Consider the following 16,683-nt stretch of genomic DNA (forward strand, 5'->3'; position numbering starts at 1 on the left):
AAGGTTGAGGTTACCGGCAGGTTTCGCGGAATTGACAAGCGCGACTGTGACGATCCCCGCACGCCCGGCGCGTCGGCCCAGGCACGTCAGGCGCAGCGCAGCGCGGCGGCCAGCTCCGCCCGGCGTTCTGCGGGGATCTGGGCGTCGCCGTCGGTGACGTAGAACGCGTCGACGACGAGGCCGGCGACCGAGGACACCCGCGCGGACTGCACGTTGAGCCCGGCGCGTTCCAGCTCGGCAGTGATCCGGTACAGCAGCCCGATCTCGTCGCGGCCGCGGAACTCCACGACGGTCGCGGCCGTCGCGTCGTCGAACCAATGCACGGCGAGCTCGGGACGCGGCTCGTCGACCGCGCGGCGGGAGTAGATGCGTTCCTTCTCGGCGAGCTTGTCGGCCAGGCCGAGTTCGCCCTGCAGCGCCCGGGCGAGGTCGCCGCGCACCCGCGTCGGGTCGGGCATCTGACCGAACCGCGGCGACACCACGAACCGGTTGACCGCCATCCCCGCATGCGTGCGGATCGACGCCTGGCGTACGTCGAGCGAGTGCAGCGCGAGCACACCCGCGGTGCGGTAGAGCGTCCCGTGGGCGTCCGGGGCGGCCACCACGACCTCGTCCGGACGGATCACGACGGCGAGTTCGCCCGCCTCGGCCAGCGCGACCCGTTCGGCGTCCAGTGGCGACACAGCCGGCGGCCGCGACCCGCCGATGGCCGCCTGGGCGCGGCGCACCAGATCCGCGATCAACGACGCCTTCCATTCGCTCCAGGCAGCCGGTCCGGTCGCGTGGGCGTCGGCCCAGGCGAGCGAGTGCAGCAGCTCGAGCAGCTCGGCGTCGTCGCCCACCGCCGCACGCACGATGCTGATCGTCTTCGGATCGTCCGGGTCGCGACGCACGGCGGTGTTCGGCAGCAGCAGGTGATGGCGCACCAGCCCGACGACGGTTTCCAGGTCGGCGCCGGTGAAGCCGAAGCGCTGCGCGACGGTGTGAGCGACGCGCGCCCCGACGACGGAGTGGTCCTCGGGCGGGTACCCCTTGCCGATGTCGTGCAGCAGGGCTCCGACGACGAGCAGGTCGCGGCGTTCCGGCGGCGGCGAATGGTCGGCGGCCGCGGCGGCCGTCTCGAGCAGATGGCGGTCGACGGTGTAGCGGTGCACCGGGTTGTGCTGCGCGCGGCAGCGCACCGCGTCCCACTCCGGGATCAGCGACACGAGCAGTCCGGCCTGGTCCAGCGACTCCAGTACGCGCACCGCGGGCTCCCCCGCCCCGAGCACGCCGAGCAGGTCGTCGAGCGCGCTGCGCGGCCAGGGCTGCGGCAACGGTGCCGACTCGGCGGCCAGCCGCTCCAACGCGAACGGCGCGATCGGCAGGTCGTGCTCGGCGGCCACCCGCGCCACGCGCAGCACCAGCCCCGGGTCGGCCCACGGGTCGGCGTCGCGCGCCAGCACGATCTCGCCGTCGTGTGCGACGACGTCGCGGGCGAGCCCGACGCGCTCCGGCTCCGGCCGTGCTGTGCCGAACATCCGCCACCGACTCGGCCGCGGCCGGCTCTGCTGCGCATCGACGCGCCGCATCGCGAGCTCGAGCGCGTGCGCGATGGAGCGCGCCGCCTCGTTGACCCGGCGCAGCAACACGTCGCGCGCCTGGCCGTCGCCCGGCTCGTCCGACTCGGTGTCGACGATGCCGAGCGCGGCCGCGACCGTGTCGTGTTCCTGCTGGTGCAAGACGTCGTCCGGCCGGCCGGTGACGCGCTGCAACTCGCCACGCACGTCGAGCAGCGTCGGGTACGCCTCGCGCACCCACACCGGGTAGTCGACCAGCTGCGCCGCCGCGAGGGCGTGCAGTGCCTGCGCATCACGCAGGCCGCCGCGCGACTCCTTGAGATTCGGCTCGAGCAGGTACGCCGCCTCGCCGGCGAGCGCCCAGCGGGCACGGCACAGCTCGCGCAGTTCGGCGAAGCGTTTGACGGCACCGGCGCGCCATACGTCGAGCACCGCGCTGCGCACCCGGCCGGTGATCCCCGCGTCACCGGCGACGTGGCGGATGTCCAGCAGCCCGAGCAGCGCCTTGAGGTCGTTCTTCGCGACGTCTATCGCGTCGTCGGGCGTGCGCACGGAATGGTCGAGGCCGACCTTCGCGTCCCAGATCGGGTACCAGATCGCATCGGCGATGTCCGCGAGGTCGGCGATCCGGCCCTCGTGCAGCAGGACCAGGTCCAGGTCCGAGTACGGGGCGGGCTCGCGCCGGCCGAGACCGCCGACGGCAACAAGCGCCAGCCCGGGCCGGTCGGCCAGGTGCGCACCCAGCCAGGCGTCGTATGCGGCGGACAGCTGCGCACGCAGCGCAGCACCGACGAGCCCGGGCCGGCGCAGAACGCCGGCCCGGGCCTCGGTGAGCGACAACGCGCTCGATGCTTGTGGGTCAGATCGCGTCGGCGTCGCGTTCTCCCGTCCGCACCCGCACGAGCGAGTGCACGTCGGTGACCCATACCTTGCCGTCGCCGATCTTCCCGGTCCGGCCCGCCTCGATGATCGCCTCGACGAGCTTGTCGACGTCACCGTCGGAGACGACGACCTCGATCTTCACCTTGGGCACGAAATCGACTGTGTACTCGGCGCCGCGGTAGACCTCGGTGTGCCCGCGCTGACGGCCGAAGCCCTGCACCTCGCTGACGGTCAGGCCCTGCACGCCCAGCACCTCGAGCGCCGCCTTGACGTCGTCGAGCTTGAACGGCTTGACGACCGCCGTGATCTGCTTCATGCCGCTCCTCCGTTCGAGTCGGATGTGCTGAACGCGCCGATGCGCAGCCTACGGTCGCTCATGCGTCCACCTTCTCCTTGGGCGTGCCGATCGGCGCGCCCAGGCCACCGATCGAACCGCCGATCGGCCCGAATTCGTAAGCCGACTCGCCGTGGATCGCAGTGTCCAGGCCCTCGTCCTCGGCCTCCTCGGTCACCCGGTTCTTCATGAAGATGTTGATCACGAGCGCGATGATCGCCGTCGCGACGAACGAGTAGACCGTCACCGCACCGGCCGCGAGGAACTGATGCAACAGCAGGTTCCAGCCGCCGAAGTGACCACCGCCGCCGTAGAAGATGCCGTCGTTGCCCAGCGAGTTGGTCTTGCTCGTGCTGAAGAAGCCGACGGACAGCGTGCCGATCCAGCCGCCGACGAAGTGCACGCCCACGACGTCGAGCGAATCGTCGAAGCCGAACTTGGACTTCAGGCTGATCGCGAAGGCGCAGAGGAAGCCGGCGATCGCACCGATGAACAGCGAGCCGACCGGCGAGACCCAACCGGCACACGGGGTGATGGCGACGAGACCGGCGACTGCGCCGGAGGCCGCACCGAGTGCCGTCGACTTGCCGTAGCGCAGCTTCTCGGCGACCAGCCAGCCGAGCATCGCGGTAGCGGTGGCGCCGTTGGTGTTCACCCACGCAAAGCTCGCGGTCGGGTCGGCGGCAAGCTCGGAACCCGCGTTGAAGCCGAACCAGCCGAACCACAGCAGACCGGCGCCGAGCATGACGAACGGAATGTTGTGACCGCGCATGTTCGTGCCCGGCCACCCCTTGCGCTTGCCCAGCACGAAGGCCATCGCCAGGCCGGCCGCGCCGGCGTTGATGTGCACGACCGTCCCACCGGCGAAGTCCTGGGCGAAGAACTTGTTGCCCGGCTCGAACGCCGAACGGTTCAGCCAGCCCCACGCGTCGAACACCCAGTGGGCCACGGGTGCGTAGACCACGATGGACCACACGGTCACGAAGGCGACGAACGAGCCGAACTTCCAGCGGTCCGCGGTCGAGCCGGTGATCAGCGCCGGCGTGATGATCGCGAACGTCAGCTGGAACGCGAAGAACACCGGTGTCGGAATCGTCTGTAAAGCCCCGAGCGTCGGTGACGCGTCGGCCATGCCGTGCATGAGCGCGAAGTGCAGGTCGCCGAGGTACTTGTTCGTACCTCCGAAGGCCCAGGAGAACCCGATCAGCGCCCAGGTGACGCTGACGACGCCGATCGCAGCGAAGTTCTGCATCAGCATGGCCAGCACGTGCTTGGCGCGCACCATCCCGCCGTAGAAGAACGCCAGGGCGGGCGTCATCAGCAGCACCAGCGACGACGCCGCGAGGATCCATGCCGTGTTGCCGGAGTCGACCTGCGGCGTGCCGGGGCATGCCGTCGACCCGTCCTTGCCCGTCAGACCGAGCGGGATGTACTTACCGAGGGATTTCGGGTCCGGGCAGCCGGCGACGGCCAGTTGATGGACGAGGAGCAGGTGAGACACGTACAGGTCCCCCGATCGACGGTGACGCGCCGCCGCTTCCCCGCGTCGGCGCCTGGTTTCGCGCAAGGTTCTAAGTTCCCTGTTTCGCGGAACACACCGACATGTTTCGCGCAGGTAACCAGCCGTCCGGCAGCTGTGACGTTCGCGGTCAGTCGACGGCGGTGCTCACCGCGTCGCGGGCGGCGACGAATGCCGCCACCGCAGTGTCGACGTCCTCGGCCGTGTGCGCGGCGGACAGTTGCACCCGGATGCGCGCCCGGCCCTTGGGCACCACCGGGTAGCTGAACGCGATCACGTACACGCCGCGCTCGAGCATGGCCTCCGCGACCCGTGCGGCGAGCACCGCGTCACCGAACATCACGGGCACGATCGCGTGCTCGCCGGGCAGCAGGTCGAAGCCGGCGTCGGTCATCGCGGCGCGGAACCGTTGTGCGTTGGCCTGCAGCCGCGCGCGGTCGTCGGCACCGTCGCACACCAGTTCCAGCGCGGCGAGCGACCCCGCGACCACCGACGGCGCCAGCGCGTTCGAGAACAGGTACGGCCGCGCCCGCTGCCGCAACAGCTCGACGATCTCGCTGAACGCACTCACGTAGCCGCCGGACGCGCCGCCGAGCGCCTTGCCCAGCGTGCCGGTGTTGACGGCGACGCGGTCCTGCACGCCGAACAGCTCGGGCGTCCCGCCGCCGTTGCGCCCGACGAAGCCGACGGCATGCGAATCGTCGACCATGACCAGCGCGTCGTGCTTCTCGGCCAGTGCGCAGATCTCGTCGAGCGGCGCGAGGTAGCCGTCCATCGAGAAGACGCCGTCGGTCACGACGAGCCGGCGCCGCGCACCGGCCGCGGCCGTCAACTGCGCTTCGAGATCGGCCATGCCGCGGTTGCGGTAACGCAGCCGCTGCGCCTTGCACAACCGGATGCCGTCGATGATCGACGCGTGGTTCAGCTCGTCGGAGATCACCGCGTCGCGTTCGTCGAGCAGCACCTCGAACACGCCGCCGTTGGCGTCGAAACAGGAGGAGAACAGGATCGTCGCCTCCGTGCCGAGCAGTCCGGACAGCTCCTGCTCCAGCTGGGTGTGCTGCGTCTGCGTGCCGCAGATGAACCGCACGCTTGCCATCCCGAAGCCCCAGTCGTCCAGCGCGTCGCGGGCGGCGGCGACGACGTCGGGGTGGTCGGCGAGGCCCAGGTAGTTGTTGGCGCAGAAGTTCAGCACGGCCGTCTCCCCGGCCCCGTCCTGCACCGCCACATGCGCGCCCTGCGGCGACGCGAGCCGGCGCTCGGACTTGTAGAGGCCGTCAGCCCTGATCTGGTCGAGGGTCGCGCGCAGCTCGGACCGCACGTCGGCGGGCATGTTCATACCTGCGTCCAATCGATGACGACCTTGCCGCAATTGCCGCCGCGCGCGGTCGCGAACGCGTCGGCCCAGTCGCGCGCCGCGAACCGGTGGGTGATCACCGCGCTGACGTCGAGCCCGGAGCGTTGCATCGCGCTCATGGCGTACCAGGTCTCGAACATCTGCCGGCCGTAAACACCCTGGATGGTGATCATGTGCGTGACCACCCGCGACCAGTCGACCTCGATCGGCGCGCTGGGCAGGCCGAGCATGGCGATCCGGCCGCCGTGGTTGAGGTTCGCGATGACGTCGGGCAGGGCGCTGGCGTGTCCGCTCATCTCCAGCGCGACGTCGAAGCCCTCGACCATGCCGAGCGCGCGCTGCGCGTCGGCTACCGACTCGCGCGAGACGTCCAGCGCACGGTCGACACCCATCTTGCGGGCGAGCTCCAGGCGGTACGGCGAGATATCGGTGATCACGACGAAACGCGCGCCGACGTGCCGCGCCACCGCAGCGGCCATCAGGCCGATCGGCCCGGCGCCGGTGATCAACACGTCCTCGCCGACGAGCGGGAAGGTCAGCGCTGTGTGCACGGCATTCCCGAACGGGTCGAAGATCGCGCCGAGGTCCGGGTCCACCGGTGCGTGGTGGACCCACACATTCGACTCCGGCAGCACGACGTACTCGGCGAACGCGCCGTCCCGGTTGACGCCGATCGACGACGTGCGGATGCACAGGTGCCGCCGCCCGGCGCGGCAGTTGCGGCAGATGCCGCAGACGACGTGTCCCTCGCCGGATACGAGATCACCCACCCGCACGTCGTGCACCGCATTGCCGACTGCGACGACCTCGCCGCAGAACTCGTGCCCGGTGACCAACGGCGCGTTCACGGCGCCGGCCGCCCACGCGTCCCACGATTCGATGTGCAGGTCGGTGCCGCAGATACCGGTCCGCAACACCCGGATCTTGACGTCCGCGGGCCCCGCCGCCGGCTCCGGCCGATCGGTGTAACTCAGACCCGGCGCCGCTGCATCTTTGAAGAGCGCCTTCACCCCACGACCGTATCTCGCCGCACTTAGTTCGCCTTCCCACCCGAGATGGTCGCGATCCGGCGCCCGGATCGCGACCATCTCAGGTGGGAAGGCGCGGGATCAGCCGAGCAGCGCGTCGACGAACTGCTCCGGCTCGAAGGGGGCGAGATCGTCCGCGCCCTCGCCGAGCCCGACCAGCTTCACCGGCACACCGAGTTCGCGCTGCACGGCGATGACGATGCCGCCCTTGGCGGTGCCGTCCAATTTCGTCAGCACGATGCCCGAGACGTCGACGACCTCGGTGAACACGCGCGCCTGCGTCAGGCCGTTCTGGCCGGTGGTCGCGTCGATGACGAGCAACGTCTCGTCCACCGGCCCCTGCCGTTCGACGACGCGCTTGACCTTGCCGAGCTCGTCCATCAGCCCGACCTTGGTGTGCAGGCGTCCGGCGGTGTCGATGAGCACGGTGTCGACACCTTCCGTGGTGCCCTGCTTGACCGTGTCGAAGGCGACCGACGCGGGGTCGCCGCCCTCGGGACCGCGTACCGTACGCGCACCGACCCGCTCGCCCCACGTGGCGAGCTGGTCCGCGGCGGCGGCCCGGAACGTGTCCGCCGCGCCGAGCAGCACGCTGCGGCCGTCGGCGACGAGGACGCGGGCGAGCTTGCCGCACGTCGTGGTCTTGCCGGTGCCGTTGACCCCGACGACCATCACGACGGCGGGCCGCTCGCCGCTCGGCGTCGAGTGCAGCGTGCGGTCGAGCTCGGGCTGCAGCGCGGTGACGAGCTCGTCGGCCAACAATGCGCGCAGCTCGCCCTGCGATCGCGTGCCCAGCACCTGCGTGCGGGTGCGCAGCCGTTCCACGATTTCGGTCGTCGGCCGCACGCCCACGTCGGCGCTGAGCAGCGCCTCTTCGATCTCTTCCCAGGCGTCGTCGTCGAGGTGCTGACGCGAGAGCACGGACAGCAGGCCGCGGCCCAGCGTGTTCTGCGAGCGCGAGAGGCGGCTACGCAGCCGGACGAGCCGGCCCGCGGTCGGCTCCGGTGTCTCGACCGCCGGCGTCTCCGTGGCCGTCTCCGGCGTTGGAGCACCAACCGTGGCGCCCGGCGGCACGGCCGTGCGGGTGTCGGTGGGCAGCGCACCGGCGTCCGGCACCACCGGCGGCGGGGTCGGCGCCGGGCGCGGCGTCGTGTCGACGGGCGGCGGCTCGATCGTCGTGCCGCGCCGCCGCGGGATCACCAGTGCGGTGATCAGCAGCGCGGCGACCACCAGGATCGCGAGCGCAATGATGAGAATGACCACGAACTCATCCTGTCAGCGGCGCCGGGCACGGCGCGTCCGGGCTGTGGGCTACGGCGCCGCGGCAGCCGGGAAAAAGCGTCAGGCGGTGGTGCTGACCAACCCGCCGGTCTGCCAGTCGCCCCACGAGACGTTCCAGTCGCCGTAACCCATGCCGAGCTGCATGTGCTTGCCGTTGGCGTTCGGGTACTTGACGACGTCGCCGACGCGCAGGAAGTGGTAGAGCCGCTCGGCGTCGGCCGGCAGCAGGTTGGTGCAGCCGTTCGACGAGTCGACACCGCTGTCGATGTGCTTGACGTTCCACGGTGCCGAGTGCAGGTACTCGCCGCCGTAGGTCAGCCGCTGCGTGTACTTGATGCCGCACTCGTCGTAACCCGGGCCGTGCATGCACACGCTCAGGCCCTTCTCCATGATGACCTTGGTGCCGTTGGCGGTCGGCGTGTCGCTGGCACCCAGCGAGACCGGGAACGTGCCGTACTGGCGGCCGTCGTTGGTGATCGTCAGCTTGTGCGTGGCGTCGTTGACGATGCCGATGTGCGCGGCGCCCGTGCTCCAGCTCGAGTTGAGGCTGTTGCCGAAGCCGTAACCGCCGCCGGCCGACAGGCCCTTGACCGGCATGTTGATGAAGATCTTGGCGTGCGCCGGCCAGTAGTTCTGCGTCCGGAAGTGGCCCTCGATCGGATAGCCCTTGTTGGCGTCGGAGTACTCGAAGTACCAGGCACCCTTCGCCGGCTTGCCGTTGATCGTGACGGTGGTCTTGGCCTGCAGCTGCTTGGCGTCGGTGATCCGGTGGTTGAAGTACGCGATGAGCGGCATGCCGACCCCGTAGGTGGCGCCGTCGGTGTTCAGCAGCTTCATGTGCACCGGCTTGAGCGCGACAGCGGGCTTCGTCGCGCTGGACGACGCCGAGCTCGGCGCGCTGCTGCTCGAGGCGCCGCTCGAGGACGTGCCGGTGCCGCCACCAGCACCGCTGCTGGCGCTGCACGCGCTGGTGAGCAGGGCGCCCGAGACGAGCGCGGCGGCAAGGACGAAGACCGGGCGACGACGGCCGGAGAGCAGGTTCAGCACGATCGCAACCGTAATTGACCGCAGCCGCAGTCCGAAACGATCCGGATTTTCTTCACAGGTTGGCAACCTTTGCCCCGGCCGACGTCCGGTACGGGTCAGCCGGCGTCGCGCAACCGCTGGCTGATCACCTGGGTGACGCCGTCGCCGCGCATCGTCACGCCGTACAGCGCGTCGGCGATCTCCATCGTCCGCTTCTGGTGGGTGATCTGGATGATCTGGCTGCTCGCCCGCAGCTCGCTGACCAGTTCCAGCAGCCGGCCGAGGTTGGTGTCGTCCAGCGCGGCCTCGATCTCGTCCATGACGTAGAACGGGCTGGGCCGGGCGCGGAAGATCGCGACGAGCAGCGCCACCGCCACCAGCGAGCGTTCGCCGCCGGACAGCAACGACAGTCGCTTGACCTTCTTGCCCGGCGGCCGCGCCTCGACGTCGATGCCGGTCAGCAGCATGTCGTCGGGCTCGGTCAGCACGAGCCGTCCCTCGCCACCGGGGAACAGCGCGGCGAACACGATCTCGAACTCGCGGGCGACGTCGGTGTAGGCGCTGGTGAACACCTCGAGGATGCGGTCGTCGACCTCCTTGACGACGGTCAGCAGGTCGCGGCGGGTGGCCTTGAGGTCCTCGAGCTGCGTCGAGAGGAACTGGTGCCGCTCCTCGAGCGCTGCAAACTCCTCGAGCGCCAGCGGATTGACCTTGCCGAGCAGCGCGAGGTCGCGCTCTGCGCGATTGGCGCGCTTCTGCTGCGTCGCGCGGTCGTACGGCCCGGGCTGCGGCGCGACGACCTGCTCACCACGTTCGCGCGCCTGCTCGTACTCCGCGGTCTCGACCGCGCTCGGCGGGCAGGGCAGATGTGGGCCGTACTCGTCGACGAGCGCGTCCGCGCCGATGCCGTACTCGTCGGCGGCGCGGGTCTCCAGCGCCTCGATGCGCAGCCGCTGCTCGGCGCGCAGGACTTCGTCGCGGTGCACCGCGTCGGTGAGCTGGGCCAGCTCCCCGGCAAGTCCGCGCACGCGTTCGCGCACGGTCGCAAGCTCGAGTTCGCGTTCGGCTCGGCCCTGCTGCACCTCGTCGCGCTCCTGCTCGGCCTGCGCGACCGAGTCCCCGATGCGCGTCAGGACCCGGCGGGCGACGTCGCGCACCTGCGCCGCCACGACCGCACCGCGCTCGCGCGCCGCACGCGCTCGCGCCTCGCGCAGCCGCGCCTCGCGTTCGGCAGCGGCGGCCCGCAGCAGTTCGTCCGCCCGTCCGTGCACGGCGCGGACGCGTTCTTCGCCGCTGCGCACGGTGAGCCGGGCGTCGATCTCGCCCTGCCGGGCGGCCACGACCTGCTCGCGCAGCGCGTCGCGCTCGGCGGTGTCCGACTCGACCGGCTCGTCGGCGGCGGATTCGGCGAGGCGCAACCGTTCCTCGAGCTCGGCCAGACCGGCGACGTCCTGCTCGCGCCTGCGGTCGATGGCAGTCCGTGCGTCGTCCTGGCGTGCAGCCTCTGCGCCGGCCGAACGGGCCACCTGCCCCAGCTCGGCCAGCTGTTCGGCGACCGCGGACAGCTTGGCGTCTGAGGCGTGCAGCTCGTCGAGGGCACGCTCGACGTCCCCCCGAAGCACTTCGGCCTGAGCACGCGCGTCGGTCAGCTCGGCATGCATGCGGTCGTGGCGTACTGCGGCCTCGTCGGCCTTGGTCCGCGCTTCGTCGACGGCGGCGCTGATCTCAATGGCGCTCGGCGCCGACGCCGAGCCGCCGAACGACCAGTGCGCACCCAGGACGTCGCCGTCGCGGGTGACCGCGCGGACGCCCGGCCGGTCGGCCACCAGCGCCGCGGCCGCGCCGAGGTCGGCGACGATCGCGACGCGGTGCAGGGCGGCACGCAACGCGGGCTGCAGCGACGGCGGGGCGGTGACCGCGTCGTGCGCCCACCGGCAGCCTTCGGGCAGGCTCGGCGCGTCCGCGTCGTCCGATGCGGCTGTGTTGCCCGCGTCGCCCACCAGCAGACCGGCGCGTCCGCCGTCGTCGGCCTTCAGCAGCTCGAGGGCGTGCACGGCGTCGTCGGTGCCGCGCACGGCCACGGCGTCCGCCACATTGCCGAGCGCGGCGGCCACGGCGGCCTCGCACCCGTGCTCGACGGCGAGCAGGTCGGCCACCGAGCCGAGCACGCCGGGCAGCTGCGAGCGCGCGTCCAGCAGCGCGGCCGTGCCGTCCTTGCGGGTCAGCCCGACGACCAGGGCGTCGGCACGGGCGGTCCAGGTGGTGCGTTCGCGTTCGGCGTCGCGTTCGGCGTCGGCACATTCGCGCACCCGGGCCTCGACGGTCTCGTAGGCGGCCACCGCGTTCTCGTGCCGGGTGTCGAGGCCCAGCTCGCCGGCGTCGAGCGCCCCGACCTCGTCCTGCACGTGCCGCAGCTGCGCCTCGGCCTGTTCGGCGCGCTCGCGGGCGTCTTCGGCAGCCGCTGCGAGCCGCGCACTCTCCTCGCCGCTGGCGGCCACTCGGGCCCGGACCGCATCGGCCTGCCCGCGCAGCTTGGCCAGACCCTCGCGGCGGTCGGCGACGGCCCGGGCCGCCGCGACGAGCGCCCGGTCGGCCTCGACGAGCCGGGTCTCGACGTCGTTGCGCGCGCCGACGGCTGACGTCAAGAGCCCCTGCGCGGCGTCCAGCTCCCCGGCGAGCCGGGCCTGCTCGGCGCGCACCTGCTGCGCCTCGGCCTCGAGCTGTTCCGGGTCACGGCCGGCGCGGGTCTCCTGCGGTGCCGCGGCCAGGTGCCGGGCCCGTTCGGCGGCCAGCGACGCCGTGCCGCGCAACCGCTCCTCGAGCGCCGAGAGCCGGTACCAGGTGTCCTGGGCCTGGGCGACGCGCGGCGCGTCCTGCGCCAGCTGCGCCGCCAGCGCGGCCTCGCTGCCCTGCGCGGCGCCGAGCGCATTCTCGACCTCAGCGCGCCGGGCGCGGATGGCTTCTTCGTCGGCCACCTCGCGTTCGAGCTCGCTGCGCAGCGTGCCGAGGTCGTCGGCGAGCAGCCGCAGCTTGGAGTCACGCAGCTCGGCCTGCACCCCGGCCGCGCGGCGGGCGATCTCGGCCTGCCGGCCCAGCGGCTTGAGCTGGCGACGCAGTTCGGTCGTCAGGTCGGTGACGCGGGTCAGGTTCGCCTGCATCGCGTCGAGCTTGCGCAGCGCCTTTTCCTTGCGCTTGCGGTGCTTGAGCACGCCGGCGGCTTCCTCGATGAACCCGCGACGGTCCTCCGGGCGTGCCTGCAGCACGGCGTCGAGCTGACCCTGCCCGACGATGACGTGCATCTCCCGGCCGATGCCGGAGTCCGAGAGCAGTTCCTGGATGTCGAGCAGCCGCGCGTTGTCGCCGTTGATCTCGTACTCGCTGGTGCCCTCGCGGAACATCCGGCGAGTGATCGACACCTCGGTGTAGTCGATCGGCAGCGCGTTGTCGGTGTTGTCGATGGTCAGCGTGACCTCGGCGCGGCCGAGCGGCGGGCGCCCTGCCGTGCCGGCGAAGATGACGTCTTCCATCTTGCCGCCGCGCAGCGCCTTCGCGCCCTGCTCGCCGAGCACCCAGGCGATCGCATCGACGACATTGCTCTTGCCCGAGCCGTTCGGGCCCACCACGGCGGTGATGCCCGGCTCGAAGCGCAAGGTGGTGGCCGAGGCGAAGGACTTGAAGCCTCGCAGCGTCAGCGACTTCAGATGCATGGCATCAGTGGTTGGTCGCGATGCAGCGCATCGGGCTCATCGAAATGCACGGAACTCCACGGGAATTCTGGGTGGACGCAGCTGCGGTGCGTGCAGCGCTGCCAACCTATCGCGACGTGGCGGTGGCACGACGCTGCTGCCCGGCGCGTCAGCCGGACCTGGCGCCTGTCACGGCGGCCCGGCGGTCAGGCGAGGGCTGCAGCGTCCTCGGTCATCTGATGCAACTCGAGATCGATCTGCGTGCCGCGGGCCCGAAGCTGCGTCAGCTCGGCCTCCAGCTCGCGCACCCGTCGGCGCAGCCGGGCGACCTCGCCAACGAGGACCTGATCGTTGGTCAAGCCGACATGACCCATGAGGGCGCGTGCCATGAGGCGACCCTTTCCTCGAACGGCCGGGCTGCGGCGCGGCCCGGTAGGGCGCGGCACACCTCGGACTGCGGTGGTTGGCAGTACAGCTCGGGCCGGCGGCGGCGACATCGGCGGGCGCTCGTAGGGCACGCGAGGTGCCGCGTCGAAAGGCCCGGGCTGTTCCACCATGGTCTCACTCGTGTAACGACGGGGTCAACATTGCGGTCAAACCGGACATTGGACGCTGTACTGGCGCACAGGTCCGCGGGCAATCCGGGCGACGTTGCGGTCAGCGCGGCGGGCGGGGTGGCCGCTGGCAGACGGGGCAGAAGAAGCTGGACCGGTTCATGAACGTCGCCCGGCGGATGGGCGTGCCGCACCGCGGGCACGGTTCACCCGCACGGCCGTACACCGCCAGCGCGCGGTCGAAGTAGCCGCTCTCGCCGTTGACGTTGACGTAGAGGGCGTCGAACGACGTGCCGCCGGCTCGCAGGGCATCGGTCAGCACGTCGCGCACGTGCCCGAGCAGCCCGGCCACGGTCGTGCGACGCAACGCACGGGTGCGCCGCGCGCCGTGCAGCTTCGCGCGCCACAGCGACTCGTCGGCGTAGATGTTGCCGATGCCCGACACCAGCGACTGGTCGAGCAGCGCCCGCTTCAGCTCGGTGTCGCGGCGCCGCAACCGCTCGATGAACGCTGCGTCGTCGAAGTACGGGTCGAGCGGGTCGCGGGCGATGTGCGCGATCTGGGCCGGCAGGTGCTCGGCGGGCCGGTCGGCGGCCGGTACGAGGTCGTCGAGCAGCAGGCCGCCGAAGGTGCGTTGGTCGATGAAGCGCAGCTCGGTGCCGCGGCCGGTCTCGGCGTCCAGCGGTGCGGTGCTGTCGGTGAACCGGACGCGCACGTGCAGGTGTTTCTCGTCCGCGGCGTCGAGCGGACGTACGAGCAGCTGGCCGCTCATCCCCAGGTGCAGCACCAGCGCCTGTTCCGCGTCGCCGCCCGCCAGCAGGGGCAGCCACAGGTACTTGCCGCGTCTTGAGACCGCGGCGACCGTCAAGCCGGTCAGCCGTGCAGCGAGGTCAGCGCCGCCGGCGACGTGCCGGCGCACCGCGCGGGGGTGGCGCACCTCGACCAAGGCGACCGTGCGTCCGGTGACCCACCGGTCCAGACCGGCGCGGACGGTCTCGACCTCCGGCAGTTCGGGCACGGAACGCTGGTGCGCTCAGCCGGCGTCGGGGTGCCGCGCCGTGATCGTGCGCCACGCCGTCTCGGCGGCCTGCTGCTCGGCCTCCTTCTTGCTGCGCCCGGTCGACGCGGCGAACAGCTCCCCCGCGACGTTCGCCTGCGCGGTGAACGTCTTCTCGTGGTCGGGGCCCTCGGAGGTCATCGCGTAGTCGGGCACGCCGAGGCCGAGTCGCGCGGTGAGCTCCTGCAGGCTGGTCTTCCAGTCGAGCCCGGCGCCGGCTTCGGCGGCTTCGTCGAGCGCGCCGTCGAACAGGTCATGGATCACCCGGGTGGCGACGTCCAGGCCGTGGCTCAGATAGACGGCACCGAACACCGCCTCGAGGGTGTCGGCGAGGATGCTCGCCTTGTTGCGGCCGCCGGTCGACTCCTCGCCGCGGCCGAGCAGCACGAACGATCCGAGGCCGCCGTCGCCGATCCCGCGTGCGATGGTCGCGAGCGCCCGCATGTTGACCACCGAGGCGCGCAGCTTCGCCAGCTTGCCCTCGGTCTGGTCCGGGTGCACACGGTAGAGGTGATCGGTGACGACGATGCCGAGCACGGCGTCGCCGAGGAACTCCAGCCGCTCGTTGTGCGGCAGCCCGCCCTGCTCGTAGGCGTAGGAGCGATGCGTGAGGGCACGGCGCAGCAGCTCGGCGTCGACGTCGACACCGAGCGCGCCGGCCAACAGCGTTTGATCGGCCGGCACGGTGCCGTGGACTGCTGCCTTCACGCCGGGCGCGTCCGAGATCAGACCGACAGGACTTGCTTGCCGTCGTACTGGCCGCAGTTGTCACACGCAGTGTGCGGCAGCTTCAGCTCGTTGCACGCGCGGTTCGGGCAGCGCACGAGCGTCGGCGCCGACGTCTTCCACTGCGAACGGCGCGCGCGGGTGTTGCTGCGCGACATCTTGCGCTTCGGTACGGCCATCTGGAACTCCTGCTCCTCTTACTCGATACGTCGTGCGGTCGTGCCCGGCGCCTACTGCTCGGCGCCGTCCTCCGGCTGGGTGAACGCGGCCAGTGCCGCCCACCGCGGGTCGAGCCGCTGGTGCGTGTGGTCGGCCGGCAGATCCTCGAGCCGCTGCCCGCAGTCGGGGCACAGGCCGGGGCAGTCCGGTCGGCACAGCGGCGTCCAGGGCAGTGCCAGGACGATCGCGTCGCGCACCATCGGCTCGACGTCGAGCAAGTCGCCGTCGACCCGGTGCACCTCGTCCTGCTCACTCGTCTCGTCGGTCGTGCTGTTGGCGTAGGCGAACAGCTCGCACATCTCGACGGTGAGCTCGTCGCGGATCGGATCGAGGCAACGCCCGCACTGGCCGGTGAGCGGTGCGGAGACGGTGCCGGTGACCAGCACGCCCTCGGACACCGACTCGAGCCGTAGATCCAGGTCGAGCGAGGCACCTTCCGGTACCGCGATGAGGTCGAGGCCGAGCTTCGCACCCACGGGAACGCTGCGCCGGTGCTCGCGCATCGCACCCGGCTGACGGCCGAGTTCGCGCAGGTCGAAGACGAACGGGCTGCGCGCGGAGGTGCGGTGCGATTGCATCGGTGTGGTGTTCTCGAGGTGCGACGGACGGTCTCGATCAGGTTGAGGCCGTTCTACAGCCTAGCCGAGCGCGGTCGACGGGCGCGAATCCGCGGTCATCGGCGAGCGGCAGCGTCAGGCCGACAGCGAGGTCGGGCCGTCGCCCGCACGGTGGGTGTCGCCACCGACCCATTCATCCGCACGCCGGTTCGCCAGCGACGAGCGGCCCTGGTCGACCGTGCCGACCGCCTTGTGCAGGACACCGGACAGGTCGGCCAGTGTGCGCTCGACGTAGCCGTCCGCGTCGGCGGTGAGCTTGGTCGCGTACCGCTCGGCGTCCGAGCGCGCGTCGGCGGCGTACCGGTCGGCCTCGGCGCGGATCTTCGAGTCGTAGAGCTGGGCATCGGCGGACAGCTGCGCCTGGTACTTCTCCGCATCGGCGCGCAGGGCCGCGGCAGCCTGGGCGGCCGCCTGGTGCACGGTGGTTGCCGCGACGAGCCGGCCGTGCTCCTCCCGGCCGGCGGCGACCGCCTCGGCAGCGGACGCCTCGGCCGCCTGGGTGATCTGCTCGGCGCGGTGCCCGACGTCGGCGAGCACGGCGTCGGCCTCCTTGACCGCGCGGATGCGGGTCTGCTCGGCGCGCTCGTACGCCTCCTTGAGCACCCGCTCGCGGGTGGCGATGACGGTGCGCGCCTCGTCCATCTCCGGCGGCAGCACCTCGCGCAGCTCATCGAGCAGGTCGAGCAAGCGCTCGCGCGGCAGTACGCACGACACCGACATCGGCAGCGCGCGTGCGGTCTCGACGACCTCGATCAGTTCGCTGAGCAGTTCGTCAGCACGCCGCAGGGCCTCGTCGGTCATGCCTAGACCTTCTTCCGCCGACGGCGCCGCCCGCGGC

Annotated in this window: 13 protein-coding genes and 1 pseudogene; all 14 read right to left on the minus strand. The window is 71.4% G+C overall.

The genetic code is table 11. The annotated features are described in order from the left end of the window. Nucleotides 1–86: 86 nt before the first annotated feature. Nucleotides 87–2,402, minus strand: a pseudogene (locus ACFFCN_RS03670) ([protein-PII] uridylyltransferase); the annotation flags it as partial. Nucleotides 2,403–2,418: 16 nt separating this feature from the next. Continuing rightward, nucleotides 2,419–2,757, minus strand: a complete 339-nt coding sequence (locus ACFFCN_RS03675; protein ID WP_375489773.1) for a P-II family nitrogen regulator — start codon at nucleotides 2,755–2,757, stop codon at nucleotides 2,419–2,421. Between the two features lie 58 nt (nucleotides 2,758–2,815). Further along, a complete protein-coding gene (locus ACFFCN_RS03680; RefSeq protein ID WP_375489814.1) occupies nucleotides 2,816–4,192 on the minus strand; it encodes an ammonium transporter in 1,377 nt (458 codons plus the stop codon). A gap of 232 nt (nucleotides 4,193–4,424) precedes the next feature. Continuing rightward, nucleotides 4,425–5,627, minus strand: a complete 1,203-nt coding sequence (locus ACFFCN_RS03685) for a glycine C-acetyltransferase (RefSeq protein WP_375489774.1) — start codon at nucleotides 5,625–5,627, stop codon at nucleotides 4,425–4,427. A 2-nt stretch (nucleotides 5,628–5,629) separates the two neighbouring features. Further along, nucleotides 5,630–6,661, minus strand: a complete 1,032-nt coding sequence (gene tdh / locus ACFFCN_RS03690) for an L-threonine 3-dehydrogenase (RefSeq protein WP_375489775.1) — start codon at nucleotides 6,659–6,661, stop codon at nucleotides 5,630–5,632. 99 nt (nucleotides 6,662–6,760) lie between these two features. After that, nucleotides 6,761–7,942 carry a signal recognition particle-docking protein FtsY gene (ftsY, locus tag ACFFCN_RS03695; RefSeq protein ID WP_375489776.1) on the minus strand — a complete coding sequence of 394 codons (1,182 nt, stop codon included), beginning with the start codon at nucleotides 7,940–7,942 and terminating at the stop codon, nucleotides 6,761–6,763. Between the two features lie 78 nt (nucleotides 7,943–8,020). After that, on the minus strand, nucleotides 8,021–9,007 hold the full coding sequence (locus tag ACFFCN_RS03700) for a L,D-transpeptidase (protein WP_375489777.1): 987 nt from the start codon (nucleotides 9,005–9,007) through the stop codon (nucleotides 8,021–8,023). A 95-nt stretch (nucleotides 9,008–9,102) separates the two neighbouring features. Beyond that, entirely contained in the window at nucleotides 9,103–12,693 is a 3,591-nt protein-coding gene (gene smc, locus ACFFCN_RS03705; RefSeq protein ID WP_375489778.1) for a chromosome segregation protein SMC, read from the minus strand. 185 nt (nucleotides 12,694–12,878) lie between these two features. Continuing rightward, nucleotides 12,879–13,061 carry a hypothetical protein gene (locus ACFFCN_RS03710; RefSeq protein WP_375489779.1) on the minus strand — a complete coding sequence of 61 codons (183 nt, stop codon included), beginning with the start codon at nucleotides 13,059–13,061 and terminating at the stop codon, nucleotides 12,879–12,881. Nucleotides 13,062–13,329: 268 nt separating this feature from the next. After that, entirely contained in the window at nucleotides 13,330–14,244 is a 915-nt protein-coding gene (mutM, locus tag ACFFCN_RS03715; RefSeq protein WP_375489780.1) for a bifunctional DNA-formamidopyrimidine glycosylase/DNA-(apurinic or apyrimidinic site) lyase, read from the minus strand. Nucleotides 14,245–14,259: 15 nt separating this feature from the next. Continuing rightward, on the minus strand, nucleotides 14,260–14,991 hold the full coding sequence (gene rnc / locus ACFFCN_RS03720; RefSeq protein ID WP_375489781.1) for a ribonuclease III: 732 nt from the start codon (nucleotides 14,989–14,991) through the stop codon (nucleotides 14,260–14,262). 17 nt (nucleotides 14,992–15,008) lie between these two features. Continuing rightward, entirely contained in the window at nucleotides 15,009–15,188 is a 180-nt protein-coding gene (gene rpmF, locus ACFFCN_RS03725; protein ID WP_375489782.1) for a 50S ribosomal protein L32, read from the minus strand. Nucleotides 15,189–15,239: 51 nt separating this feature from the next. After that, the gene (locus ACFFCN_RS03730) at nucleotides 15,240–15,806 is read right to left on the minus strand and encodes a DUF177 domain-containing protein (RefSeq protein WP_375489783.1); all 567 of its coding nucleotides are present in this window, start codon (nucleotides 15,804–15,806) and stop codon (nucleotides 15,240–15,242) included. A gap of 114 nt (nucleotides 15,807–15,920) precedes the next feature. Beyond that, nucleotides 15,921–16,646, minus strand: coding sequence for a hypothetical protein (locus tag ACFFCN_RS03735; protein ID WP_375489784.1), 726 nt, complete (start codon nucleotides 16,644–16,646; stop codon nucleotides 15,921–15,923). Nucleotides 16,647–16,683: the final 37 nt, after the last annotated feature.

The organism is uncultured Jatrophihabitans sp. (genome assembly GCF_964246335.1).
GTDB lineage: Bacteria > Actinomycetota > Actinomycetes > Mycobacteriales > Jatrophihabitantaceae > Jatrophihabitans.

Excerpts from the sequence above, each read along its gene's own strand:
- ACFFCN_RS03675 (WP_375489773.1), bottom strand. The coding sequence starts at position 2,757 with ATGAAGCAGATCACGGCGGTCGTCAAGCCGTTCAAGCTCGACGACGTC.
- ACFFCN_RS03685 (WP_375489774.1), bottom strand. The coding sequence starts at position 5,627 with ATGCCCGCCGACGTGCGGTCCGAGCTGCGCGCGACCCTCGACCAGATC.
- smc (WP_375489778.1), bottom strand. The coding sequence starts at position 12,693 with ATGCATCTGAAGTCGCTGACGCTGCGAGGCTTCAAGTCCTTCGCCTCG.
- ACFFCN_RS03710 (WP_375489779.1), bottom strand. The coding sequence starts at position 13,061 with ATGGCACGCGCCCTCATGGGTCATGTCGGCTTGACCAACGATCAGGTC.
- rpmF (WP_375489782.1), bottom strand. The coding sequence starts at position 15,188 with ATGGCCGTACCGAAGCGCAAGATGTCGCGCAGCAACACCCGCGCGCGC.
- ACFFCN_RS03730 (WP_375489783.1), bottom strand. The coding sequence starts at position 15,806 with ATGCAATCGCACCGCACCTCCGCGCGCAGCCCGTTCGTCTTCGACCTG.
- ACFFCN_RS03735 (WP_375489784.1), bottom strand. The coding sequence starts at position 16,646 with ATGACCGACGAGGCCCTGCGGCGTGCTGACGAACTGCTCAGCGAACTG.